Origin of the sequence: Rhodopseudomonas sp., from assembly GCF_036404135.1 — a bacterium.
In the GTDB taxonomy this organism is placed as follows: Bacteria; Pseudomonadota; Alphaproteobacteria; order Rhizobiales; family Xanthobacteraceae; genus Rhodopseudomonas_A.
Genome location: NZ_DASWPE010000072.1, coordinates 1 through 19,423, shown reverse-complemented (window position 1 = coordinate 19,423; position 19,423 = coordinate 1). Strand labels below are relative to the sequence as shown.

General features: G+C 65.7%; 16 protein-coding genes. 4 read left to right on the top strand and 12 right to left on the bottom strand.

What is annotated here, in order from left to right; all coding sequences use genetic code 11:
- Window positions 1–7 precede the first annotated feature (7 nt).
- Together VGC77_RS08105 and VGC77_RS08100 are read right to left on the bottom strand one after the other, a co-directional pair.
- Window positions 8–2,842, bottom strand: coding sequence for a sulfide/dihydroorotate dehydrogenase-like FAD/NAD-binding protein (locus VGC77_RS08105; protein ID WP_331171062.1), 2,835 nt, complete (start codon window positions 2,840–2,842; stop codon window positions 8–10).
- Window positions 2,839–7,830 carry a 2-oxoacid:acceptor oxidoreductase family protein gene (locus tag VGC77_RS08100; protein WP_331171061.1) on the bottom strand — a complete coding sequence of 1,664 codons (4,992 nt, stop codon included), beginning with the start codon at window positions 7,828–7,830 and terminating at the stop codon, window positions 2,839–2,841. The genes VGC77_RS08105 and VGC77_RS08100 overlap by 4 nt, the downstream gene beginning before the upstream one ends.
- 411 nt (window positions 7,831–8,241) lie before the next feature.
- Between VGC77_RS08100 and VGC77_RS08095 the strand changes: the two genes are divergently transcribed.
- The 4 genes from VGC77_RS08095 to modC all read left to right on the top strand — a co-directional run bounded on the left by VGC77_RS08095 (window position 8,242) and on the right by modC (window position 11,893).
- The gene (locus tag VGC77_RS08095; RefSeq protein WP_331171060.1) at window positions 8,242–9,033 is read left to right on the top strand and encodes a TOBE domain-containing protein; all 792 of its coding nucleotides are present in this window, start codon (window positions 8,242–8,244) and stop codon (window positions 9,031–9,033) included.
- 18 nt (window positions 9,034–9,051) lie between these two features.
- Window positions 9,052–9,813 carry a molybdate ABC transporter substrate-binding protein gene (gene modA / locus VGC77_RS08090; RefSeq protein WP_331171059.1) on the top strand — a complete coding sequence of 254 codons (762 nt, stop codon included), beginning with the start codon at window positions 9,052–9,054 and terminating at the stop codon, window positions 9,811–9,813.
- 251 nt (window positions 9,814–10,064) lie between these two features.
- The gene (gene modB, locus VGC77_RS08085) at window positions 10,065–10,751 is read left to right on the top strand and encodes a molybdate ABC transporter permease subunit (protein ID WP_331171058.1); all 687 of its coding nucleotides are present in this window, start codon (window positions 10,065–10,067) and stop codon (window positions 10,749–10,751) included.
- Window positions 10,748–11,893, top strand: coding sequence for a molybdenum ABC transporter ATP-binding protein (gene modC, locus VGC77_RS08080; protein WP_331171057.1), 1,146 nt, complete (start codon window positions 10,748–10,750; stop codon window positions 11,891–11,893). The genes modB and modC overlap by 4 nt, the downstream gene beginning before the upstream one ends.
- Window positions 11,894–12,150: 257 nt before the next feature.
- Here modC and VGC77_RS08075 read toward each other — a convergent pair whose 3' ends face one another.
- The 10 genes from VGC77_RS08075 to VGC77_RS08030 all read right to left on the bottom strand — a co-directional run.
- Entirely contained in the window at window positions 12,151–13,065 is a 915-nt protein-coding gene (locus tag VGC77_RS08075) for a S8 family serine peptidase (RefSeq protein ID WP_331171056.1), read from the bottom strand.
- Window positions 13,066–13,250: 185 nt separating this feature from the next.
- Window positions 13,251–13,940, bottom strand: a complete 690-nt coding sequence (locus VGC77_RS08070; RefSeq protein ID WP_331171055.1) for a hypothetical protein — start codon at window positions 13,938–13,940, stop codon at window positions 13,251–13,253.
- Window positions 13,941–14,154: 214 nt separating this feature from the next.
- Entirely contained in the window at window positions 14,155–14,385 is a 231-nt protein-coding gene (locus VGC77_RS08065) for a hypothetical protein (protein ID WP_331171054.1), read from the bottom strand.
- Window positions 14,386–14,534: 149 nt separating this feature from the next.
- A complete protein-coding gene (locus tag VGC77_RS08060; protein ID WP_331171053.1) occupies window positions 14,535–15,503 on the bottom strand; it encodes a nitronate monooxygenase family protein in 969 nt (322 codons plus the stop codon).
- 131 nt (window positions 15,504–15,634) lie between these two features.
- Complete coding sequence (locus VGC77_RS08055) at window positions 15,635–16,279, bottom strand: hypothetical protein (protein WP_331171052.1); 645 nt, start codon at window positions 16,277–16,279, stop codon at window positions 15,635–15,637.
- Window positions 16,280–16,448: 169 nt separating this feature from the next.
- Complete coding sequence (locus VGC77_RS08050) at window positions 16,449–17,030, bottom strand: YqaA family protein (protein ID WP_331171051.1); 582 nt, start codon at window positions 17,028–17,030, stop codon at window positions 16,449–16,451.
- Window positions 17,031–17,079: 49 nt separating this feature from the next.
- Window positions 17,080–17,493, bottom strand: a complete 414-nt coding sequence (gene hisE / locus VGC77_RS08045; RefSeq protein ID WP_331171050.1) for a phosphoribosyl-ATP diphosphatase — start codon at window positions 17,491–17,493, stop codon at window positions 17,080–17,082.
- A gap of 113 nt (window positions 17,494–17,606) precedes the next feature.
- A complete protein-coding gene (locus VGC77_RS08040; protein ID WP_331171049.1) occupies window positions 17,607–18,002 on the bottom strand; it encodes a hypothetical protein in 396 nt (131 codons plus the stop codon).
- 258 nt (window positions 18,003–18,260) lie between these two features.
- The gene (locus VGC77_RS08035) at window positions 18,261–18,635 is read right to left on the bottom strand and encodes a hypothetical protein (RefSeq protein WP_331171069.1); all 375 of its coding nucleotides are present in this window, start codon (window positions 18,633–18,635) and stop codon (window positions 18,261–18,263) included.
- Between the two features lie 339 nt (window positions 18,636–18,974).
- Window positions 18,975–19,423: ATP-binding cassette domain-containing protein (locus VGC77_RS08030; RefSeq protein WP_331171048.1), on the bottom strand; the 449-nt coding region annotated here is incomplete at its 5' end.

Here is a 19,423-nt window from a genome sequence, read left to right as displayed (position 1 = left end):
AATTCCGTCAGGCGAAGCCGTGCTTCTTCTTGCTATCCAGCTCCTGCGCCTTGAACTGATTGAAGCGCGGCAGGAATTTATCCCAGTCGATGATATGGGCGTCGAGTTCCGGGCCGTCGATGCAGGCGTGCTTACGGACCATCTTACCGTCAATGGTTACCGGCACCATGCAGGCACCGCACATCCCGGTGGCGTCGACCATGATCGAATTCAGGCTCGCCACGGTCTTCACGCCATAGGGCTTAGTGAGGTCGCTGATCGCCCGCATCATCAACGGCGGGCCGATCGCGATCACTTCGGCGATCGAGCGGCCCTTGCCGGCTTGATTGTCCTTCAGCATCTCCTCGAGCGGTCCGGAGACGAAGCCCTTGACGCCGAAGCTGCCGTCATTGGTGGTGTAGATCACCGTGAGCTGATCGCCGAATTCGGCTTGCAACTTGCCCACCCGCTCCTGCTCGCCGGTCCAGAACAGGAAGTCCTTGGCGCGGAAGCCGGAGATCAGCGTGACGTGATTGCCGAGCTTCAGATGCGCCCGCATGATCGGATAGACCGGCGGCAGACCGACGCCGCCGGCCGTGAACACCACGGTCTGGTTGCCGGCGTAGCGGTGCAGCTCGGAGGCGCGGCCCAAGGGACCCGCGATGCCGCTGAACGCATCGCCGATCGCCATCCGGTTGATCTCCAGCGAAGAGGTGCCCATGCCCTGCACCACCAGATCGATGGTGCCGGCTTCGGCATCCCAATCCGCCAGCGTCAGCGGAATCAGTTCGCCCTTGTCCCACGGCATCACCCGGACGAATTGTCCGGCCTGCGCGGCCTTGGCCACCATCGGCGCCCGCACCACGAATTCGACGATGCCGCCGGCCAGTTCGATCTTGTCGACGATGGTCGGCTTCAGCTGGCCGAGTTCGGTGTAGCGCGCCGCGTTGGCGACCATCGCGGTGATCTCGGCGGCGGAGAACGGAATCTCGCCGACGATTTCCTTCGCCGCAGCCTGGCCGTCGCCGGCGGCGCGGATCGCGGTAGAGCCGCCGCGCGCGGCGTCGCCGCCGCTATAGACGTCCTTGATGGAGGTGCGCTGCGAGCCCCGCTCGACCTCGATGGTGCCCCATTTGTTGGTCTTCAGCTCGGGCTCGGCGTCCTTCATGATCGGGTTGGCGGTGTTGCCGAGCGCCATGATGACGAGATCGACCGGCACCCGTTCGACCACGCCGGTCGGCGTCGGGCTGCGCCGGCCGGACTTGTCCGGGGCGCCGAGCTCGTTGACGTCGAGCACCGCGTGGCTGACGAAGTTGGTCTTGGCATCGCCGAGGAATTCGGAGGGCGAGCGCAGCACCGCAAGGTTGATGCCTTCTTCCAGCGCGTGATGCAGCTCCTCGACGCGGGCCGGCATTTCCTTTTTGGTGCGGCGATAGACGATGGTGACGTTGCCGCCGAGCCGCTTCGCAGTCCGCGCGGCGTCCATCGCGGTGTTGCCGCCGCCGATCACGAACACCTCTTTGCCGCGGATCTCCGGCAGCGGCGTTTCGTACTTGTCGTCGAGTCCGCGCATCAAATTGACGCGGGTCAGGAATTCGTTGGCCGACATCACGCCCAAGAGATGCTCGCCGGGCACGTTCATGAAAGTCGGCAGGCCGGCGCCGGTGCCGAGAAACACTTTCCAGAATCCGGCGGCCTTGAGGTCTTCCAGCGTCGCGGTCTTGCCGACCACGAAGTTGCGCACGAAACGGCCGCCGAGCAGCGTGATCTTCTCGACCACGTCGTCGATCAGCGAATTCGGCAGTCTGAACTCAGGAATGCCGTAGCGCAGCACGCCGCCGAGATCGTGGAACGCCTCGAACACCGTCACCGGGAAGCCTTCCGCGGCGAGCAAGTAGGCGTTGATCAGGCCGGCGGGGCCGGAGCCGACTACCGCGATCGGCGGCTTGGCCGCCGCGGCCCATGGGCTGAGCGTGCCGGCGAAACGCTGGTTGGCGTCCGGGTTCACCAGCTTGTCGTGCTGCGGCAGGTACCATTCGAGCTGGCCGATCTCGATCGGCCGCTTGGTGTGGGTGCAGACGCCCTGACACTGCAATTCCTGCGGACAAACCCGGCCGGTGACATTCGGCAGCGGGTTGCAGCTTTCGATCAGCTCCAGCGCCTCGCGATGCCGGCCGGTGCCGAGCAGGTCGAGCATTTCCGGAATGTGGATCTTGACCGGGCAGCCGCCCTTCGGCTCGCTCTTGCCGGCGATCAAGAGGCCGATCTCGCACGGCTTGTCGTCGCACTGCTTGTCGCGCAGCACTTCCAGCCAGACGAACAATTCGACTTCGCGGACGCTGTAGCCGAGGCTCTGATAGCCGAGATAGCCCTGGTTCACGAGCTCGAAGTCGAACATCCGCTCTTCCGCGGGGCGGATATAGGGCGGAATGAAGTTCTCGCCGGGCCAGCCTTCGGACAGGCCGCGGAACATCGGGTAGCTGTCCGACAGATGGGTGTCGATCGCCTTGATGAACTTGCGCTTGAACTTCAACGGCAGCGCCCAGATGAAGCGCTGCAGGATCGTGCTCATGTCGTCGCCGCGCTTCAACAGATCCCACAGCGTCGTGGTGAAACCGAGCCCGAGCGCGGGCTGCTGGAATTCCCAGACGATCGCCTGGGTCCCGTCGCTGATAAACATGTTGCGCAGCGATGCCGGGTCGTTCAGCAGCCGCTTCTGCAGCAGCGCGATCTGCTTCTGGAACACGCTGACGGCTTCGCTGTGCTGCAGCTCTTCCAATTCGCTGCGGGTGGTTTCGAGCGCGCTGCGCGCCTGTTCGTAGCGCAACAGCTCGTTGGGGACGGCGCCGGGGATGCCGCTCATCGGATGATCTCCGCGTCGCAATTGGCCGCCGCACGGCTGAGCTTGGCCGACAGTTCAGGCGTGACCTTGAGCTTGCTGAACACGCCCGGGATCACATGGGCGACGTCCTTGGTGACGCCGTCGATCACGATCTTGGTCGGCTCGAACACTTCGGCGACGTCCTGGTAGCAGCTCTTGCAGTTGGTGCATTTGGCGAGATCATCCTCGGCGATATTGATCGGCACGTTGCCGCTGGTGATCGGCGCCTTGGCGCCGTTGGTGGCGGACGCCGCGGCGACCGGGGCGAGCCTCGCCATCAGCCCGGCGAAGCCGGAGGCGGCCGGCGCATTCGAGGAGGCCGCGAGTTCGCTCATGCCGCGGGCGATCGAATCCAGCGAGGTTTCCCGCGCCTTCACCGAGTCCTCGTATTGCCGCAGCAGCGCGTCGAGCTCGACGCGATGGTTCTCGTCGATCTGGCGGACGTCGAGGCCGCTGAGGAATTGCAGCGTGCGCCAGTATTTGCGCCGCTCCTCGACCAACTTGATCACCGCCGCGCCGACCGACAGCTTGATCAGCCGCTTGTCGGCGTCGGTGCCGTAGATGAACGGCGTCTTGCCGAGGCGCTGCTCGGGGCTGAGCGCGACATAGTCCTGCACCACCACGGCGTCGGCATCGGCGGCGAGCTTCTTGAACTGCTTCTTGAAGCGCACTTCGGTGAAGGCGAAGTCGGCCGGGGTCACCGCGGTCTTCAGAAGCTGGGTGGCGCCGTTGTCGTCGATATATTCGATCGACTGCGTCGCCCAGTCCTGATCGGGCTCCGGATTGCCGTCGAGCGAGAACGCGCTGTGCAGATTCGAGCCGCGGCGCGGATCGTGCACGAACACCGGGTTCATCCGGCTTTCCACCGCCTTGCGCGCCTGGCGGCTGGCGACCGCGTCGCCGATGCCGTGCTCGGCCTGGCACGGCGTGTAGACGTCGAGCACCGCCGGCGAGTCGCTGTAGTTGAGATAATCCAGCACGTTCTTCAGGAAGTGGCCCTGTAGCGCGGTCGAGGTCTGCACCACAAACACATTGGGATGGAACGAGGCGATCAGGCCGAGCTCCTTGCGGGATTCCTGCTTGCCGGCGTTGGCAATGCCGAACCGCGACAGGTCGGAATCCTGGCCGGTTAGGCTCGCCGTCGAGGTCTGTCCGCCGGTGTTGGAATAGGCCCCGGTGTTCAGCACCACGACCTTGATCGGCGTCGCGGTCGACAGCAATCGCGACAGCGCGCCGAAGCCGATGTCGTAGGTGGCGCCGTCGCCGCCCATGCTGAGCACGGTCGGCAGCAAGGCGCGTTCTTCCGGCGAGAACTGCGCCCAGCCGAAGTAGCGCAACTGTTTGTCGTGCTTCTCCGGATTGTAGGCATCCTGCAATTCCAGCCTGGCGACGCGTAGCGCTGCGAAATCCTCCGACGCGGTGGCGGTGAGGCCTTCGAAGATGCCCTTGGCGACCGCCGGGGTATCCTGGAACAGGCTGTTGACCCACGGATCGGTGTAGGGGTTGAACGGGAAGGTCGAGGCATAGACGCTTGAGCAGCCGGTGGCGTTGGCAATCACCATGCCGGCCGGGCCGTTGCCGGTCGGGCCGCTCTCATAGAGATACAGCCGCTTCTCCAGCGTCTTCAGCGTGCGGTCGAGCCGCTCGATGCGAGGCGCGTCGCCGCCTTTGGCTGCCACCGCGGCGCGCTTGGCGGTGAGCTGCTCGATTAACGTTTCCAGCTCGCGGGTGTGGTCCTTGCGGCGCTTGTCGTGCAGCGCGTGGTTGGTCGCGGTGACGAGACGGATCGCGGTGACCTCGCCGCAGCCGCGGCAGGCGCCGTGGCCGCCGGTGGTGGCGTAGTAATTGGCGCGGTCGAGGATCAGCCGCTTGGCTTCGCCGCCGGTCTGGGTGGCGCCGTCGACGAAGCGCACCGGGGTGTTCGGGGTGCGGCTGAAGAATTCGAACCGGGTCTGCAACTCTTCGAGCAGCGGCTCGTCCTGTTCGCGATCGACCAGCGCGCCGGGTCCGCAGACGTCGACGCATTCCAGACAGCCGGTGCACTTCCAAGGATCGACCGAGACCGAATAGAGGCCGCCGGTGCCGGGCTGGGCCTTTTCCATGGCGTCGAAATACGGCCGGGTGCGCGCCACCGGATAGGCTTCAAGCGCCGCGGCGAGCTTGCCGAGGTTGCGCTTCAGGGTGGCGTTGTCGATATCGAGCGAGGCTGAAGCCTGCGCCACGATCTGGTGGAACGGGGTGTTGTTCTTGCCGGTGCGATAGATCTCGCGCACCGCTTCGCTGAGGCCATGGACCTGCGCGGAAAGCGCGTCGCGCTGTGCCGGTGCGATGTCGAGCTGCTTGATCGCGGTGGCGATCAGCTCGTGGATGTCGTGCACGGTGTTGGGGATCGCGGCGTCTGGGCAGACCAGCGCGCATTCCAGGCATCCGGTGCATTGATCCGGGTTGAAATGCGGAACGTTGCGGCGGAATAGGCCCTTGTCCTTCATCGCGGCGGAGCCGGCCGGCATGAACATGCCCATGCCCGGCAGCACCGGCGCGTCCGCAATGGTGCCGTCGCGGAACGGGGCTCCCAGCACGTCGTCATAATATTCCGGATCGAGGAAGCCCGCGGCCGAGGCCGGCCCGGCGGCGCGGCACATCGACGCCGACAGCGAGGCGTCGCGCTTGGCCTTCGGCGCCGCGGCGATCGCGCTTTCGACGAAGTCCGGCGCGTCGTAGTCGACCTTGTGGGTGGCTTCGAGACCCTCGCGGATCACCGCCATGTTGCCTTCGACCACCGCGCCACCCTTGGCGCCGAATTTCTTCGAGATCTGCTGGCGGATCTTGGCCAGCATGGTTTCCTGCGAAGCGTCGGCGACCACGCGATCGACGTTGCCGCACACCGCGCCGATGAAGGCGATGCCCATCATCCGGGTTTCCAGTTCGGCGGTCGGCGCGTGGCGCTTGGCCACCGCGAAGGCGTCGATCACGTAGAACTTGATCTTCTTGTCGCGGATGGTGGCGCGCACCTTGGCGGGCAGGTCACGCCAGACCTGCAGCGCCGGCAGGTTGGTCTGCAGGATGAAGGTGCCGCCCTCGACCAGGCCGCGCAGCGGGTTGGTGTGGATGAACACCTTGTGGTCCGGCGAGATCACGATCTCGACGTCTTCCAGCTCGGCGTTGGTGATCTTCACCGGCTCCGGCGACAGCGTGATGTAGTAGTTGGTCGGGGCGCCGCTCTTTTCCGAGCCGTATTTCGGCGCCGACTTCGAATGCATATCGAGCGCGCCGGCGAGAATGTCGGTCAAGAGCTTGCCCGAGGCGATGGTGCCGTAGCCGCCGATTGAGTGGAAGCGAATGCGGAATGCTTGCTTCGGCAGCAGGTTCGGGTTGGCGCCGGTCTCCAGCGCCATGAACTGGGTTTCCGGATAGGCCGCCTTCAGCCGGTCCTGCAGCGCCGTCATCCGCGGCGACGCGTCCTTGGTGAAAAACTGCGTGCCGAGATAGACGAACGGTGCCGAATCCTTCTTCTCCATGTTGGCGAAGCAGGCGATCATGTCGCGCGGTTGCAAATCATGGCCACCGAGCCCGAAGATCGCGGTGGTGAGCTTCGGCAATTGCTTGATCGGCGGAATTCCGGCATGGCGGACGCCGTCGGCGTTCTCGCGCGCCTTGCACAGCGCTTGCGTCACCAGGCTGGTCAGCGCGGTGACTTCGGAGCGCTCCAGCACGGTGACGGCCGTCTTGCCGGCGAGTGCTGCGACCAGATCGCCTTCCGGGAACGGCTGCAGCAGCTTGATCGAGACCACGCCGACCTTCTTGCCCTGGCCGCGCAGATAGCTCGCCACCGCCTCGGCGTCGTCGGTCACCGAGCCTAAGCCCACCACCACATGGTCGGCGTCGTCGGCCATGAAGCTCATCACCGGCTTGTATTCGCGGCCGGTCAGCGCTGAATATTCGTCCATCGCCTGGCGCACGAAGTACGGCACCGCGTTGGCGAAATGGGTGCGGTGATCGACCGCGCCGGCCTGGAAGTCGGGCTGGTTCTGCACGCCGCCGGTGAGGCCGGGATTGTCGATGTCGACCAGCGCCGGCACCAATTGCCTTGTGCCCTTCTCGGGCGCGTTGAGCCACTGCCGCTTCCATTGGCCGTGCAGCTCTTCCGGCACCCATGGCAGCGTGGCTTCGAGCAGCGCTGCCTCGTTGTCGGTCTCGATCGCATCGGCCTCGGCGTCGAGATGCGCGGTCAGCGCCTCGAGATCGGCACCGATGAAATCCGCCTTGTGGCGGGCGAGATACTGCTTGAGTTGGAACACGCGGCCCTTGGCGCCGAACAGCATCTCCTGCGCCACGGTCGGGCACTTGATGCGGCCGGCGGGGTCGCCGAGGAATTCGCGCAATAGCTCCGGCTCCGGCATCAAGGCTTCGCTGAGCATGTGCGAGGTGGCGAAGCCGTCCATCGCGTTGGCGACCGGGATCAGCGAGGTGGCGCTGACTTTATATGAGATCGCGGCGAGGTCGGCGGCCTGCTGCGGGTTGGAGCCGAACAGGATGGTGTAGCCCGACGACAACAGCGCATAGACGTCGTCATGGCCGGCCATCACGTTGAGCGAATGCTTCGACACCACGCGGGCGGCGACCTGCAGCACGAAGCCGCCAACCTTCTTGCCGACCGTCACATAATGCGATTCCAGGCCATACAGGATGCCCTGGCTGGAGGAGGCGTTGGAGACGAATTTGGCCCCGGTCAAAGCCGCGCCGAGCGCGCCGGACTGCGCCGAATGCTCGCCCTCGGGTTCGAAGAAGAACGGGTGCTTGCCCCAGACGTTGCAGCCGCCGGAGGAGCGGAACGCCTCGTAGATCTCGGAGATTTCGGTCGACGGCGTGATCGGATAGCCGATCACGCCACCGCAGACATGGCCCATCACCTGGGCGACGGCGCCGTTACCGTGGATCACTGTCGAGATGCCGGGAAATTTTGCGTTCATTGCCGTCCGTCCATTCTTATTTATTGCCAACTGAACGAGCCGCGATCGTCGTTTCGCAATTGCGAAAAGACGCCTCAAGCCAGGACTGCGGCGGTCAGCAACAGTCCGGCGAAACGATCTCGAGATTCAGATTTGACTACCTATGAGCCATTCGACGTCGCGGTCGCCCTATGCCGATCGCAGCAGCGTCAGTAGCACGGGGCAAATACCGTCGATTTGACACGCATCAAATGACAGCGTCAGGGGCGTTTTACGCAATAAAATTACGTTCCGGCCATATTCCGCATGGCGGACCATGAGCCGGGCACCGTTCAAGAACGAATCTATCGTCCGCTGCGTCCAAACGCCCCTTTGCGGCACTGCACATCTCGTTATATAGACTGGCTATATGACGACCGGCTCCTGCCTCTTATGACAATAGAAGCGGCCATCACGCTGAAAAGCAAGGATGTTTCCGGCGTCGGCCGGGAGCGGATCCGGCTTTTGCAGGCGGTGGCGCGGGAGGGCAGCATCACCGCCGGCGCCAAAGCCGCGGGCCTGACCTACAAGGCGGCCTGGGACGCGCTCGACGCCATGACCAACCTGTTCGGCCAGCCGCTGCTGGAGCGCCGCACCGGCGGCAAGGCCGGCGGCGGCGCCAGCCTGACCCCGACCGGCTTACGGGTGATCGAGGCGTTCGGCCGGCTCGAAGCCGAGATGGCGCGGGTGCTGCGCGTGCTCGAACCGGATCTCGCCGGCAGCGGCATTTCCCCCCTCAACCTGGTTTCAGGATTCTTCATGAAGACCAGCGCCCGCAACGCGCTCCGCGGCACCATCACCGCGATCCGCGCCGACGCGCTGAGCGCCGAGGTCGCGGTCGCGGTGGCCAACGACACTCTTATTTATGCGCTGGTCACCAGCGAGAGCCTGCGCAGTCTCGGGTTGTGCGTCGGCCGCGAAGCGATCGTGCTGATCAAGGCGCCGTTCGTGCTGATCGCGCCCGGTGCCGAGGCGCCGAAAGTCTCGGCGCGCAATTGCGTGCACGGCACGGTGCGGCGCAGCGACGTCTCCGGCGTCAACGCCGAAATCGTGCTCGACATCGGCGACGACAAGACGCTCGCCGCCTCCGTCACCGCCTCCAGCGCCGAGGCGCTTGGGCTTTCCCCCGGCGATCCCGCCTGCGCGCTGTTCGACGCAGCCCACGTGCTGGTCGCCATCGACTAACCTGACAGGAGATCACCGTTGAAAGTCATAACCAGCCTCAAGCTCGCGATCGGCGTGGCGCTTGCTTGCGTCACCGGCTCCGGCGCCTTCGCCGCGCAGACCAACGTTGCGGTCGCCGCCAATTTCACCGACGCGGCCAAGGAAATCGCCGCGATCTTCAAGGACAAGACCGGCCACGAGGCGGTGCTGAGCTTCGGCGCATCCGGCCAGTTCTACACCCAGATCACCCAGGACGCGCCGTTCCAAGTGTTCCTGTCGGCCGACAACGAGCGGCCGAAGAAGCTGGTCGATGACGGTCTCGGCGTCGCCGGCTCCAACTTCACCTATGCGGTCGGCAAGCTGGTACTGTGGAGCAAGGCGCCGGGCGTGGTGAAGGGCGAGGAGACCTTGAAGCAGGCCTCGTTCGCCAAACTGTCGATCTGCAATCCGGTGGCGGCGCCCTATGGCGCGGCGGCGGTGGAGACCATGAAGGCGCTGAAGTTGTATGACGAGCTGAAGCCGAAACTGGTCGAGGGCGCCAACATCACCCAGGCCTATCAGTTCGTGCAGACCGGCAACGCCGAAGTCGGATTCGTGGCGCTGTCGCAGGTGGTCAACGACAAGGACGGCTCGCGCTGGATGGTGCCGCAATCGCTGTATGCGCCGATCCTGCAGGACGCCGTGCTGTTGAAGAAGGGCGCGTCCAACGAAGCCGCCACCGCCTTCGTGGCTTTCCTGAAGGGGCCGGAAGCCCGCGCCATCATCGAGAAGTATGGCTACGAGGTCGGCAAGGGCAGCTGAGCTCGCATCTCTTAAGGGAGGAGGTCGCTTCGCGCGCGGTTCGCCTCTCCCATAGGGAGAGGTCGATCGGCGTAGCGTAGCGAAGCCGGTCGGGTGAGGGGTTTCTGCCTGTCGACAGACCGTACCCCCTCACTCGTCCCTCTCTCCAGGAGAGAGGGAGCCGAAGGGCAAGTTGCGGTCCTCTACGTATTCACTCTCCGTATTCTCAAATCACTTTGCATTTTCTCCAATCCGGATCGGTTGAGCGTCGCATGGGCGGGCTTTCCAACGACATCTGGCAGCCGATCCGCCTCACCATCGAGCTTGCGGCGCTGACCACCTTGATCCTGCTGATCGTCGGCACGCCGATCGCATGGTGGCTGGCGCGCTCGAAGGCGTCCTGGAAGGAAGCCGTCGCCGCGGTGGTGGCGCTACCCCTGGTGCTGCCGCCGACCGTGCTCGGCTTCTACCTCCTGGTGGTGCTGGGGCCAGATGGTCCCGGCGGCGCGCTGGCAGGGCTGTGGGGCGGCCGCACGCTGGCCTTCACCTTTGAAGGCCTGGTGTTCGGCTCGGTGATCTATTCAATGCCGTTCGTGGTGCAGCCGATCCGCAACGCCTTTGCGGCGATCGGCGACCGGCCGCTGGAGGTCGCCGCCACCTTGCGCGCCTCGCCCACCCGGGCGTTCTGGACCGTGGCGATTCCCTTGGCGCGGCCGGGATTTCTCGCAGGCAGCGTGCTCGGCTTCGCGCACACCGTCGGCGAATTCGGCATCGTGCTGATGATCGGCGGCAACATTCCCGGCAAGACCAAGGTATTGTCGGTGGCGATCTTCGATTTCGTCGAGACCTCGCAATGGCACGAGGCCAATATTCTCGCCGCCGGCATGGCGGCGTTCGCTTTCGTGGTCATTCTGACCATGATGTTGTTGGAAAAGCGCACCGCGCGGATCAACCGATGAGAGACCTTGCGCGCAACATCGACGCCGAGTTTCGCGGCTCGCTCGGCCGCTTTTCGCTCGACGCGGTGTTCACGGTGCCGGTCACCGGCATCACCGGGCTGTTCGGCCCCTCCGGCTGCGGCAAGTCCACGGTGCTGCGCTGCATCGCCGGGCTGCAACATCTGCCCGGCAGCAGCTTCTCGATCGGCGGCGACGTTTGGCAGGACCGCAACCTGTTCCGGCAGCCGCATCAGCGGCCGATTGGCTATGTCTTCCAGGAAGCCAGCCTGTTTGCGCATCTGTCGGTGAAGGCCAACCTGCTGTACGGCGCGCCGCGTCATCCGGCGACGTCGGATAGCAGCGTCACCTTCGACGAAGTGATTGAGCTGCTCGGCCTCGAAGCGCTGCTCCAGCGTTCGCCGCGGCATCTGTCGGGCGGCGAACGGCAACGCGTCGCGATCGGCCGCGCGCTGTTGTCGCAACCGAAATTGTTGCTGATGGACGAGCCCTTGTCGGCGCTGGACCGGCTGACCAAGGACGAGATCCTGCCGTTCCTGGAGCGGCTGCACGAGCGGCTGGCGCTGCCGGTGATCTATGTCAGCCACGACATGGCGGAGATCGAACGGCTGGCCGATCATCTGGTGCTGATGCGCCAGGGCCAGGTGCTCGCCGCCGGTCTGCTCACCACGCTGCAGAGCGATCCGTCGCTGCCGCTGGCAGCTTCGCGCGACGCCGCGGTGAACTTCGAGGCCACGGTCGAGAGCTACGATCCGGGCTACGGCCTGCTGACGCTGCAGATCGACGGCGGCCTGTTGATGGTGCCGGCGCCTGCCGCGGAGCGCGGCGAGCACCGCCGGCTGCGGATTGCCGCCGGCGACGTCAGCCTGGCCCGCGAGGCGCCGCGCAATACCAGCATCCTCAACGTGCTGCCGGCGCGGATCGTCTCGCACACCGCGCTCGGCGCCAGCGAAATCCTGGTGGTGCTGGCGCTTGGCGGCAAGGGCGAAGGTGCCACGCTGCTGGCGCGGCTGACGCGTCGCTCATGGGATCATCTGCAACTCACCGAAGGGCTCGACGTCATCGCCCAGGTCAAGGGCGTGGCGCTGGCGCCCGGCCGCAATGCCGGCACCCGCGCGTCGTCGCCGGGCTTGCGCGCGCACTGAGAGGCTTTTCGAGCGAGATCGATGCGCTTCGCAATTGGCAGCTGTCATTCCGGGGCGCCAGCAGCGAAGCTGCAAGTGAACCCGGAATCTCGCGACGTGTTTCGGCGCTTTGCTTGGAGCAGGATTCCGGGTTGGCTCGGCCTGTGGCCTCACGCCCCGGAATGACGCCCGGATGGGTCGGATGACGCTTCTCTCGGGAACCGGGATACTTCGCTCGAAAACTATAACCGAAAACGTCCTCACACGCCGGGAGGACGTCAGCCGGACAGTGATGCGGAGAGATTGAACGGGAACGGGATCGAGGCGTGATCGGTGCCCAATCCCATGCGGTCGACCACGGCCTGGACCTGCTCGCGTTCGGCCAGCAGCCGGCAGCGTTGCGGCACCCCCGGCAGGCTTCGCCGCCCAGCGGTCTTCAGCAGCATGCCGCGGACGGCGTGCGGATCGGGCGCGGTGCCGCGCCGCACCTGGCGACTGAGCAGCAGTCCGATCAGTCCGGTGACTAGCGCCGCGGCAGCGTTGGCGCAGCTTCGGCGGACCACATCGCCCTCGCACGCGGCGCCGACGATATTGGATCCCGGAATCACCAGCGCCTTGGCCGCGATCGGGTCGGCGATTCGCAGTCGCCGCCGATAGTATTCCAGGGTCAGCACCGCCAGCACCGGGGGAGCCTCGGCCATATCGAGCAGTTCGTCGCAGCCCTCATTGCCGCCGGCGGTGACGATCAGCACGTTGCGGCGATGGCACATCTCGACCGCCTCGGCCAGCACCGGGTCGGGCGGCTCGGCCGGGCCGAAACGGCCGCCGCTGACATGGATGACATGGGCGCCCTGGTCGACGGCCAGGAAGATCGCGCGTGCCAGCTTGCGCTGCGAACAGCCGCGGTCGTCCTCGGCGAAGATCGGCACGATCAGGCCGCGGCACAGCGGTGCCACGCCTTCTGCCGAACTGCAAGGCTGGCCGAAGATCACGCTGGCGACGTGCGACCCGGATGCGGTGGCGTCGCCGTCGGGACCGCGCGATGGCGGGCCATTGTCCAGTGGCATCAGCCGCGCGCCGCGGAAACACTCGTGGGTGCGATCCACCGCGCCGTCCAGCACCGCGATGCTGATCCGCGGGTCGCCACCGCCGAATGCGAACAGAAGATCGCGTTGGAATGCTGACGTCGCCACGCCCGCCATGTTTGCCTCAGCCCATTGCCGTTCCCTACGCGCCGAGCGCGCAGCCCATATCTTCGTCGCGCAAAACGGCAAAAGGTTTCGTCGGAACCGGCGGTAGGTGGGGTTTTTCACTGAGCAGGACGTGCCCGCCCGTCGGCGGGGCGGGCCGTGGTAACAGGGTGGAGCGGGCCGCGGCGTCAGATCTGCGCGGCGACCTGGTGCAGCCCGATGATGCGGGCCAGCGAGCGGACTTCCTGCTTCTGGTCCTCGCGCAACTGGAACAACAGCGGCATCGCCGCGGATTTCAGCTGCTGGACCTCCTGGCTGTCCGGATCGATCACCGGCGTGCTGGCGCCGGCATTGGCCTGCCGGGTGGCGTGGATCTTGCGGGCGATGGCGCGCAACGCCTCCTCGACCGAGGGCCAATAATATTCCTGCGACGACGACAGATTGAGCCTGCCCTTGATCGCGGCGATCTGGGCGTCGCTGAGCAACGCGTAGGTCTTTTGCACCGGCGGCTTGGCGGCGACCTTCGGCTTCGGCGGCAGCGCCGGGATGGTGACCGCGGAGGTGATCGACGACGGTCCCAGATCGACCGGGCTGTCGGCGGCGAAGGCCTGACGCAGCGGCTCGGCGGCCGACGGCTCGCTGGCCCGCTGCGGTTCGCTCGCCGGCGCGGCGATCTGCTCGGCCTCGGCGACCGGCAACGACACCCGGGTCACCGGAAGCTTGTCGGTCTTGCTGTCGCGGTTGGCGATCGGTCCCTGGACCGTGTCCGGCAATTCGGCGCGCAACCCGGGAACGCTGTCACGGGCCAGGATGCTCGTCGCGGCGGCGCCGGCTAAAAGACAGCAGCCCAGCGCCAGAAGGGTAATGATACGCGTCAATGGGGTCTCCATTCGCGATTGCGGACGGTCACGCTTGTTCCTCACAAATGCAGATTAAATAAGGCTTAACCATGCCGGGCGCGGCGGCATTGCTGCCGTGGTTAACGCCGATTTAATCCGAAACGTCGCGCCCTTCGGGTTCCATCAGCCGCGGGTAGGACAACGGTAAGGAACCGCCGGACTACGTATCTTGCAGGCTGCTCGGCGCGAACCGTCAGGCGGCGAGCTGATAGGCTTCCTGGATGTCGGCGACGATGTCGGAGGCCTCCCACAGCGCATCCGGCTCGACCGAATGCATGCTGATGGTCCAGTTGGCGCCCTTGCGGCTCCGCGGCGTGTGCACGATCTCGAACTGCACGTTGCGGCACAGCGGATGGCGCTGCAGCGCGTAGTACACCCGGGTGCGGATTTCATCGAGCGTAGCAGGGGTTTTTTCAAACAACATGGCGAGACCCACAATGCGGTGGCCGGACGCGAACTCAGCGTTCGCGTCGCGGCGAAGACCCATTGTTGGGACAACGTGGTTAATAGCCGATTAACTACGTGAGGGTCGCCGCAGGGCCGCTCGTCACCGGAGCAGGCGAATGCCGCCCCTCACAAGGGCGGGTCGATCGCGGCGTCGTATTCCGCCTTCAGCCGCGCCACCAGTTCGGCGACCGCGACGATGCCGGTGATGCTGCCGATGCCTTGGCCGGAGCCCCAGATCTCCTTCCAGGCCTTCGGCTTGGCACGCTCGCCCGACTCGTCGGTGCCGAAACTCATCTTCGAGGGATCGGATTGCGGCAGGTTGTCGGGATCCATGCCGGCGGCGAGGATCGACGGCTTCAGGTAGTTGCCGTGCACGCCGGTGAACAGGTTGGAATACACGATGTCCTCGGCGCCAGACGTGGTGATCATCTCCTTGTAGCGCGGCACCGCATTGGCCTCATGAGTGGCGATGAAGGCCGAGCCGATATAGCCGAAATCGGCGCCGAGCACCCGCGCCGCCTTGATGGCGCGGCCGTTGGCGATGGCACCGGACAGCGCGATCGGGCCGTCGAACCACTGTCGGGTTTCGGCGACGAAGGCGAACGGCGACAATTCGCCGGCATGGCCGCCGGCGCCGGCCGACACCAGGATCAGCCCGTCGGCGCCCTTTTCGACCGCCTTGTGGGCGAATTTCTGATTGATGACGTCGTGGAATACCAGGCCGCCCCAGCGATGCGCGGCCTGGTTCAATTCCTCGCGGGCGCCGAGCGAGGTGATCATCATCGGCACCTTGTGCTTCTCGCAGACAGCCAGATCGTGCTCCAGCCGGTTGTTGGATTTGTGCACGATCTGATTGACCGCGAACGGCGCCGAGGGCCGCTCCGGATGCGCCTTGTCGTGCGCCGCGAGTTCTTGCTGGATCTGCGACAGCCATTCGTCGAGCAGCGCCGCGGGCCTTGCGTTCAGCGCCGGGAACGAGCCGACCACCCCCGCCTTACACTGCGCGATCACCAGATCGGGCACCGAGATGATGAACAGTGGCGCACCGATCACCGGAATCGACAGGCGACCCTTGAACAAGGCAGGCATCGACATTCAGACGTTCCCCATGGTGTTGATCATTGAACGACGGTCGCACCACCGTCGCTGGGAACCAGAAAAGCAATTGCTGCGGCGCCGCGCAAGCGCGGCGGCCGCGAAAAGCCGGTTGCAGATCCGTCAGGGAGCTACTGGCAGAACGCCCGGGTGACGATGTAATTGATGTGGCAATCTTCAGGCTTGCGCTGCCGGCCGGGGATCAGCAGCTTCGCCGAGCAGCTCTCCGCGGAGTCGGTGGCGAGGCTCTTGCCCTGCTTGAATCCCTTGCCCTGACACAGCGCGTCCGCCGCCGCCTTGCAGTCCGGCGCGCCGTTGGTGCCGCCGTGGCAGGTCGCGCGTCCGGTCACCATCGACGGCGCCAGAGTGGCCGGCGCCGGCGCCGGTGCGGCGGTGGTCGGGTTGGGCGGCGCGGCCCGGCTCGGCGCGGGCGTGGGAGCAGGATTTGATGGCGCCGGTGGCATGGCCGCGTTGGGCGGCGGCGGCATCGCACCCGGCCCCGGCGGGGTGCCGGCGGCATCCGGCGCGACGGCGGGTGCCGGTATTTTCGTATTGTCGGGGCTGATGAAACTCGGCAGCAGCGTCGACGGCTTATCCCACAGCTTGCCGATTTCGTTGAACAGGCCGGGATTGTCCGGGCGCGGGGCTGGCGGCTCGCCCGGCGAAGCCGGATCCTGGCCGGTGAACGCCGGCGGACTGGCGCTCTGCGGCCAAGCCGGTTGCGGCGCCTGCGTGGCGGCGACGGCAAGAACGGCAAAGGCAATGGGCGAACGCATCACGGCAACGGCCCACCGAAGGAATCAGACATCGTCGGAAACTATCCCGTCAGGGCTGACGGTAACAGTATTTAACGCCCGGGCCTTGCATCATCCTTGCGCGTTCGCGGGAAATTTCGCCCGCAACGACCAAACAACCCGGACCGGCAAACGCTATCCGGATCGACGATCAGAACGCTCGTGCCGCGATCACGAAGCCGAGCACCAGCACCCCGGCGCCGATCCCTACCCACATACCGAGACGTTTCTCGATCTGCTCGCGGATGAACACGCCGTAGCGGTTCAGCAGGATCGCCACGATGAAGAAGCGGCCGCCACGGGCGATCACCGACAGCCCGATGAACTGCCAGAAATTGAAGTCGGCGAATCCCGAGGTGATGGTCACCAGCTTGTAGGGAATCGGCGTCAGGCCCTTCAGCAGAATGATCCAGGCGCCGTATCGGGCGTAGCCCTCGCGAAACGCCTCGACCTTGTCGCCGTAGCCGTACAGCTCGATCAGCCAGTGCCCGACCGAATCATACAGCAGCGCGCCGATCGCATAGCCGACCACGCCGCCGAGCACCGACGTTATGGTGCACAGCACGGCGTAGAGCCAGGCGCGCTCCGGGCGCGCCAGCGACATCGGTATCAGCATCACGTCGGGCGGGACCGGAAAGAACGAGCTTTCCGCAAAGGAAACCAGCCCCATCACCCACAGGGCATAGGGCTTGTGCGCGGCGTCGATACACCAGTCGTAGATTCGTCTCAGCATGCCGCGATGAACCACCAAAGCCTGGCTTTGTCCATGGCGGGGCGGAATTTCAGCGACGCTTGCGCAGCGCGCCGCCTTCGATTGCGACGATTGGTCGCCGCTCGTTATGTACGGTAGAGGGCAGCCCCGGTTTGGGGCCGAGCTTGAGCGGGCTTTTCGGGAGCTTCTCGGCGATGCCGAGCATCGCCTCGCGGCGCTGCATTTCGGTCCAGACGTCGTCCGGGCGGACGCCGGCCGAAGCCCATAGCACGGTGAGGTTGTACAACAGGTCGGCGCTTTCGCGCACCACTGCCTCGCGATTGCCGTTGACCGCGTCGATCACCACCTCGATGGCTTCTTCCGCGAGCTTCTTGGCCATCTTGGCCGGCCCACGTTTGAACAGTCGCGCGGTGCGCGACGTCGACGGATCGAGATCCTTGGCGGCGATCACCGCCCGATAAAGCCGGTCCAGCGAATCAGTCATGCCAAAGAGGTTAACTGAAACTCATGGCAATCATATTAACAATGACACGCACCGGCCGAAGCCGGTGCGTGCTGATCATGGCATGGTCGGCTGAGGCTTATTGACGCGAAGGCTCAGTAGCCGCCGTAGTAGCCTGGAGCTCCGTAATAACCCGGGCCGCCGCCATAATAGCCCGGGCCGCCGCCGTAGTAACCGGGGCCGCTGTCGTAATAGTAATCGTCGCGGCGGTTCTGCGCGGCGAGCGCGCCGATCGTGCCGACGATGCCGGCGAACGCCGCCGCTGCGGCGGCGCCGCCATTGTTGTTGCGATAGTGCCGGACCTGGCGCTGCCTGCGGGCGGCGCTGACGTCGGTGTTGCCGGCGTCGGACCCGGCGGCTTGGGCGGAGACCGGCTGCGGCGCCGCGCTGCCGGCGAAAACCGGCGTCGGTGCGAAAGTGGCGATCGCGATCGCAGCCACGGTGCCGAGCACCATGGCGCGTGCGGACGTTGAGCGGGTGAACGTGGACATCTGTTACTCCTCGGTCTGATCACCGTTCGGGGTCAATCCCGCGGTCTCAGCAAGGTTCCAGAGCGGTCCGGCTATTTGATGCGTCGCTCACCGCCGACGTGCATCACGGCACAGCGCCTCGGCCTTGGCGCGCACAACCGGCGCGGGCGGCCGGTGTCGCGTGATCTGCTCATTATTGCTCACCGCGGGCGCGCCGGCTTCGCAACTCATCAGATGCGATGGCCGCCGCCGGCGGGCGTACCGGCTTTCGCGCCTGTGTCAGTCACCGCAGGAGCCGCAGCGCGGCGCCACCGGCACATAGTAGCTGCGCGCCGGCGCCACCAGTTCGACGCCCTGGCGGACGCCGTATTGCGGCGGGATCCGCTGATATTCAACGGCTTCCGGCGCCACCAGCACGGTCTGCGGCACCAGCACGGTGCGATATTGCGCGGGCACGCGATGCGCGACCACGCCGCCCGGCGCGACTAGGACGGTCTCTTCGACCGTGCGGTATTGCGGCGGTTCGACGCGTTGCTGATAACAGGTGACGCAGGGCGGCGGCGCATAGCAGTTGTAGCAACCTGCGGAGGCGGCGGAGGGAAGCGCCACCGCGGCGACGGCGGAGACGAGCAGAGCGGAAGATACGCGGGTCATGGTCATGGCTGAGCGCCTCCAGAATTGCGATCTGCGCATCATGCCGCGGCGTGCGCGATCGTCAACGCAAGACGGTTGTTTACCTTGATGGAGATCATTAACGCGGTTGCGCCGTCATCCTGAGGAGCCCGGCTGAGCGTGTCCGCGAAGTCGGGCGTCTCGAAGGATGGTCGCGGGGGCGAGCGGCGCCACGCCTTGCAGCCGCATCCTTCGAGGCTTGCCGACAGCGCAAAGAGCGCTGTCGGCAAGCACCTCAGGACGACGGCGAATAAGGCGCCGTGAGACGGCGATTGAGATGCTGCGATGGGATGACGGCGCTGTGTTGTTGCGGCGGGCCGCTCAGCTATGCAGCCCCGGCGCCTCGTGGCCGGTGCGGGCGACGTATTCGGTGTAGCCGCCGCCATATTGGTGGATGCCTTCCGGCGTCAGCTCTAGCACCCGGTTGGAGAGCGCGGCGAGAAAATGCCGGTCATGCGACACGAACAGCATGGTGCCTTCGTATTGCGACAGCGCGGTGATCAGCATTTCCTTGGTGGCGATATCGAGATGGTTGGTCGGCTCGTCGAGCACCAGGAAATTCGGCGGATCGAACAGCATCTTCGCCATCACCAGCCGGGCCTTCTCGCCGCCCGACAACACCCGGCAGCGCTTCTCGACGTCGTCGCCGGAAAATCCGAAGCAGCCGGCCAGCGCCCGCAGCGAGCCCTGGCCGGCCTGCGGAAACCAGTGCTCCAGCGATTCGAACACGGTGTCCTCGCCGTCGATCAGGTCCATGGCGTGCTGCGCGA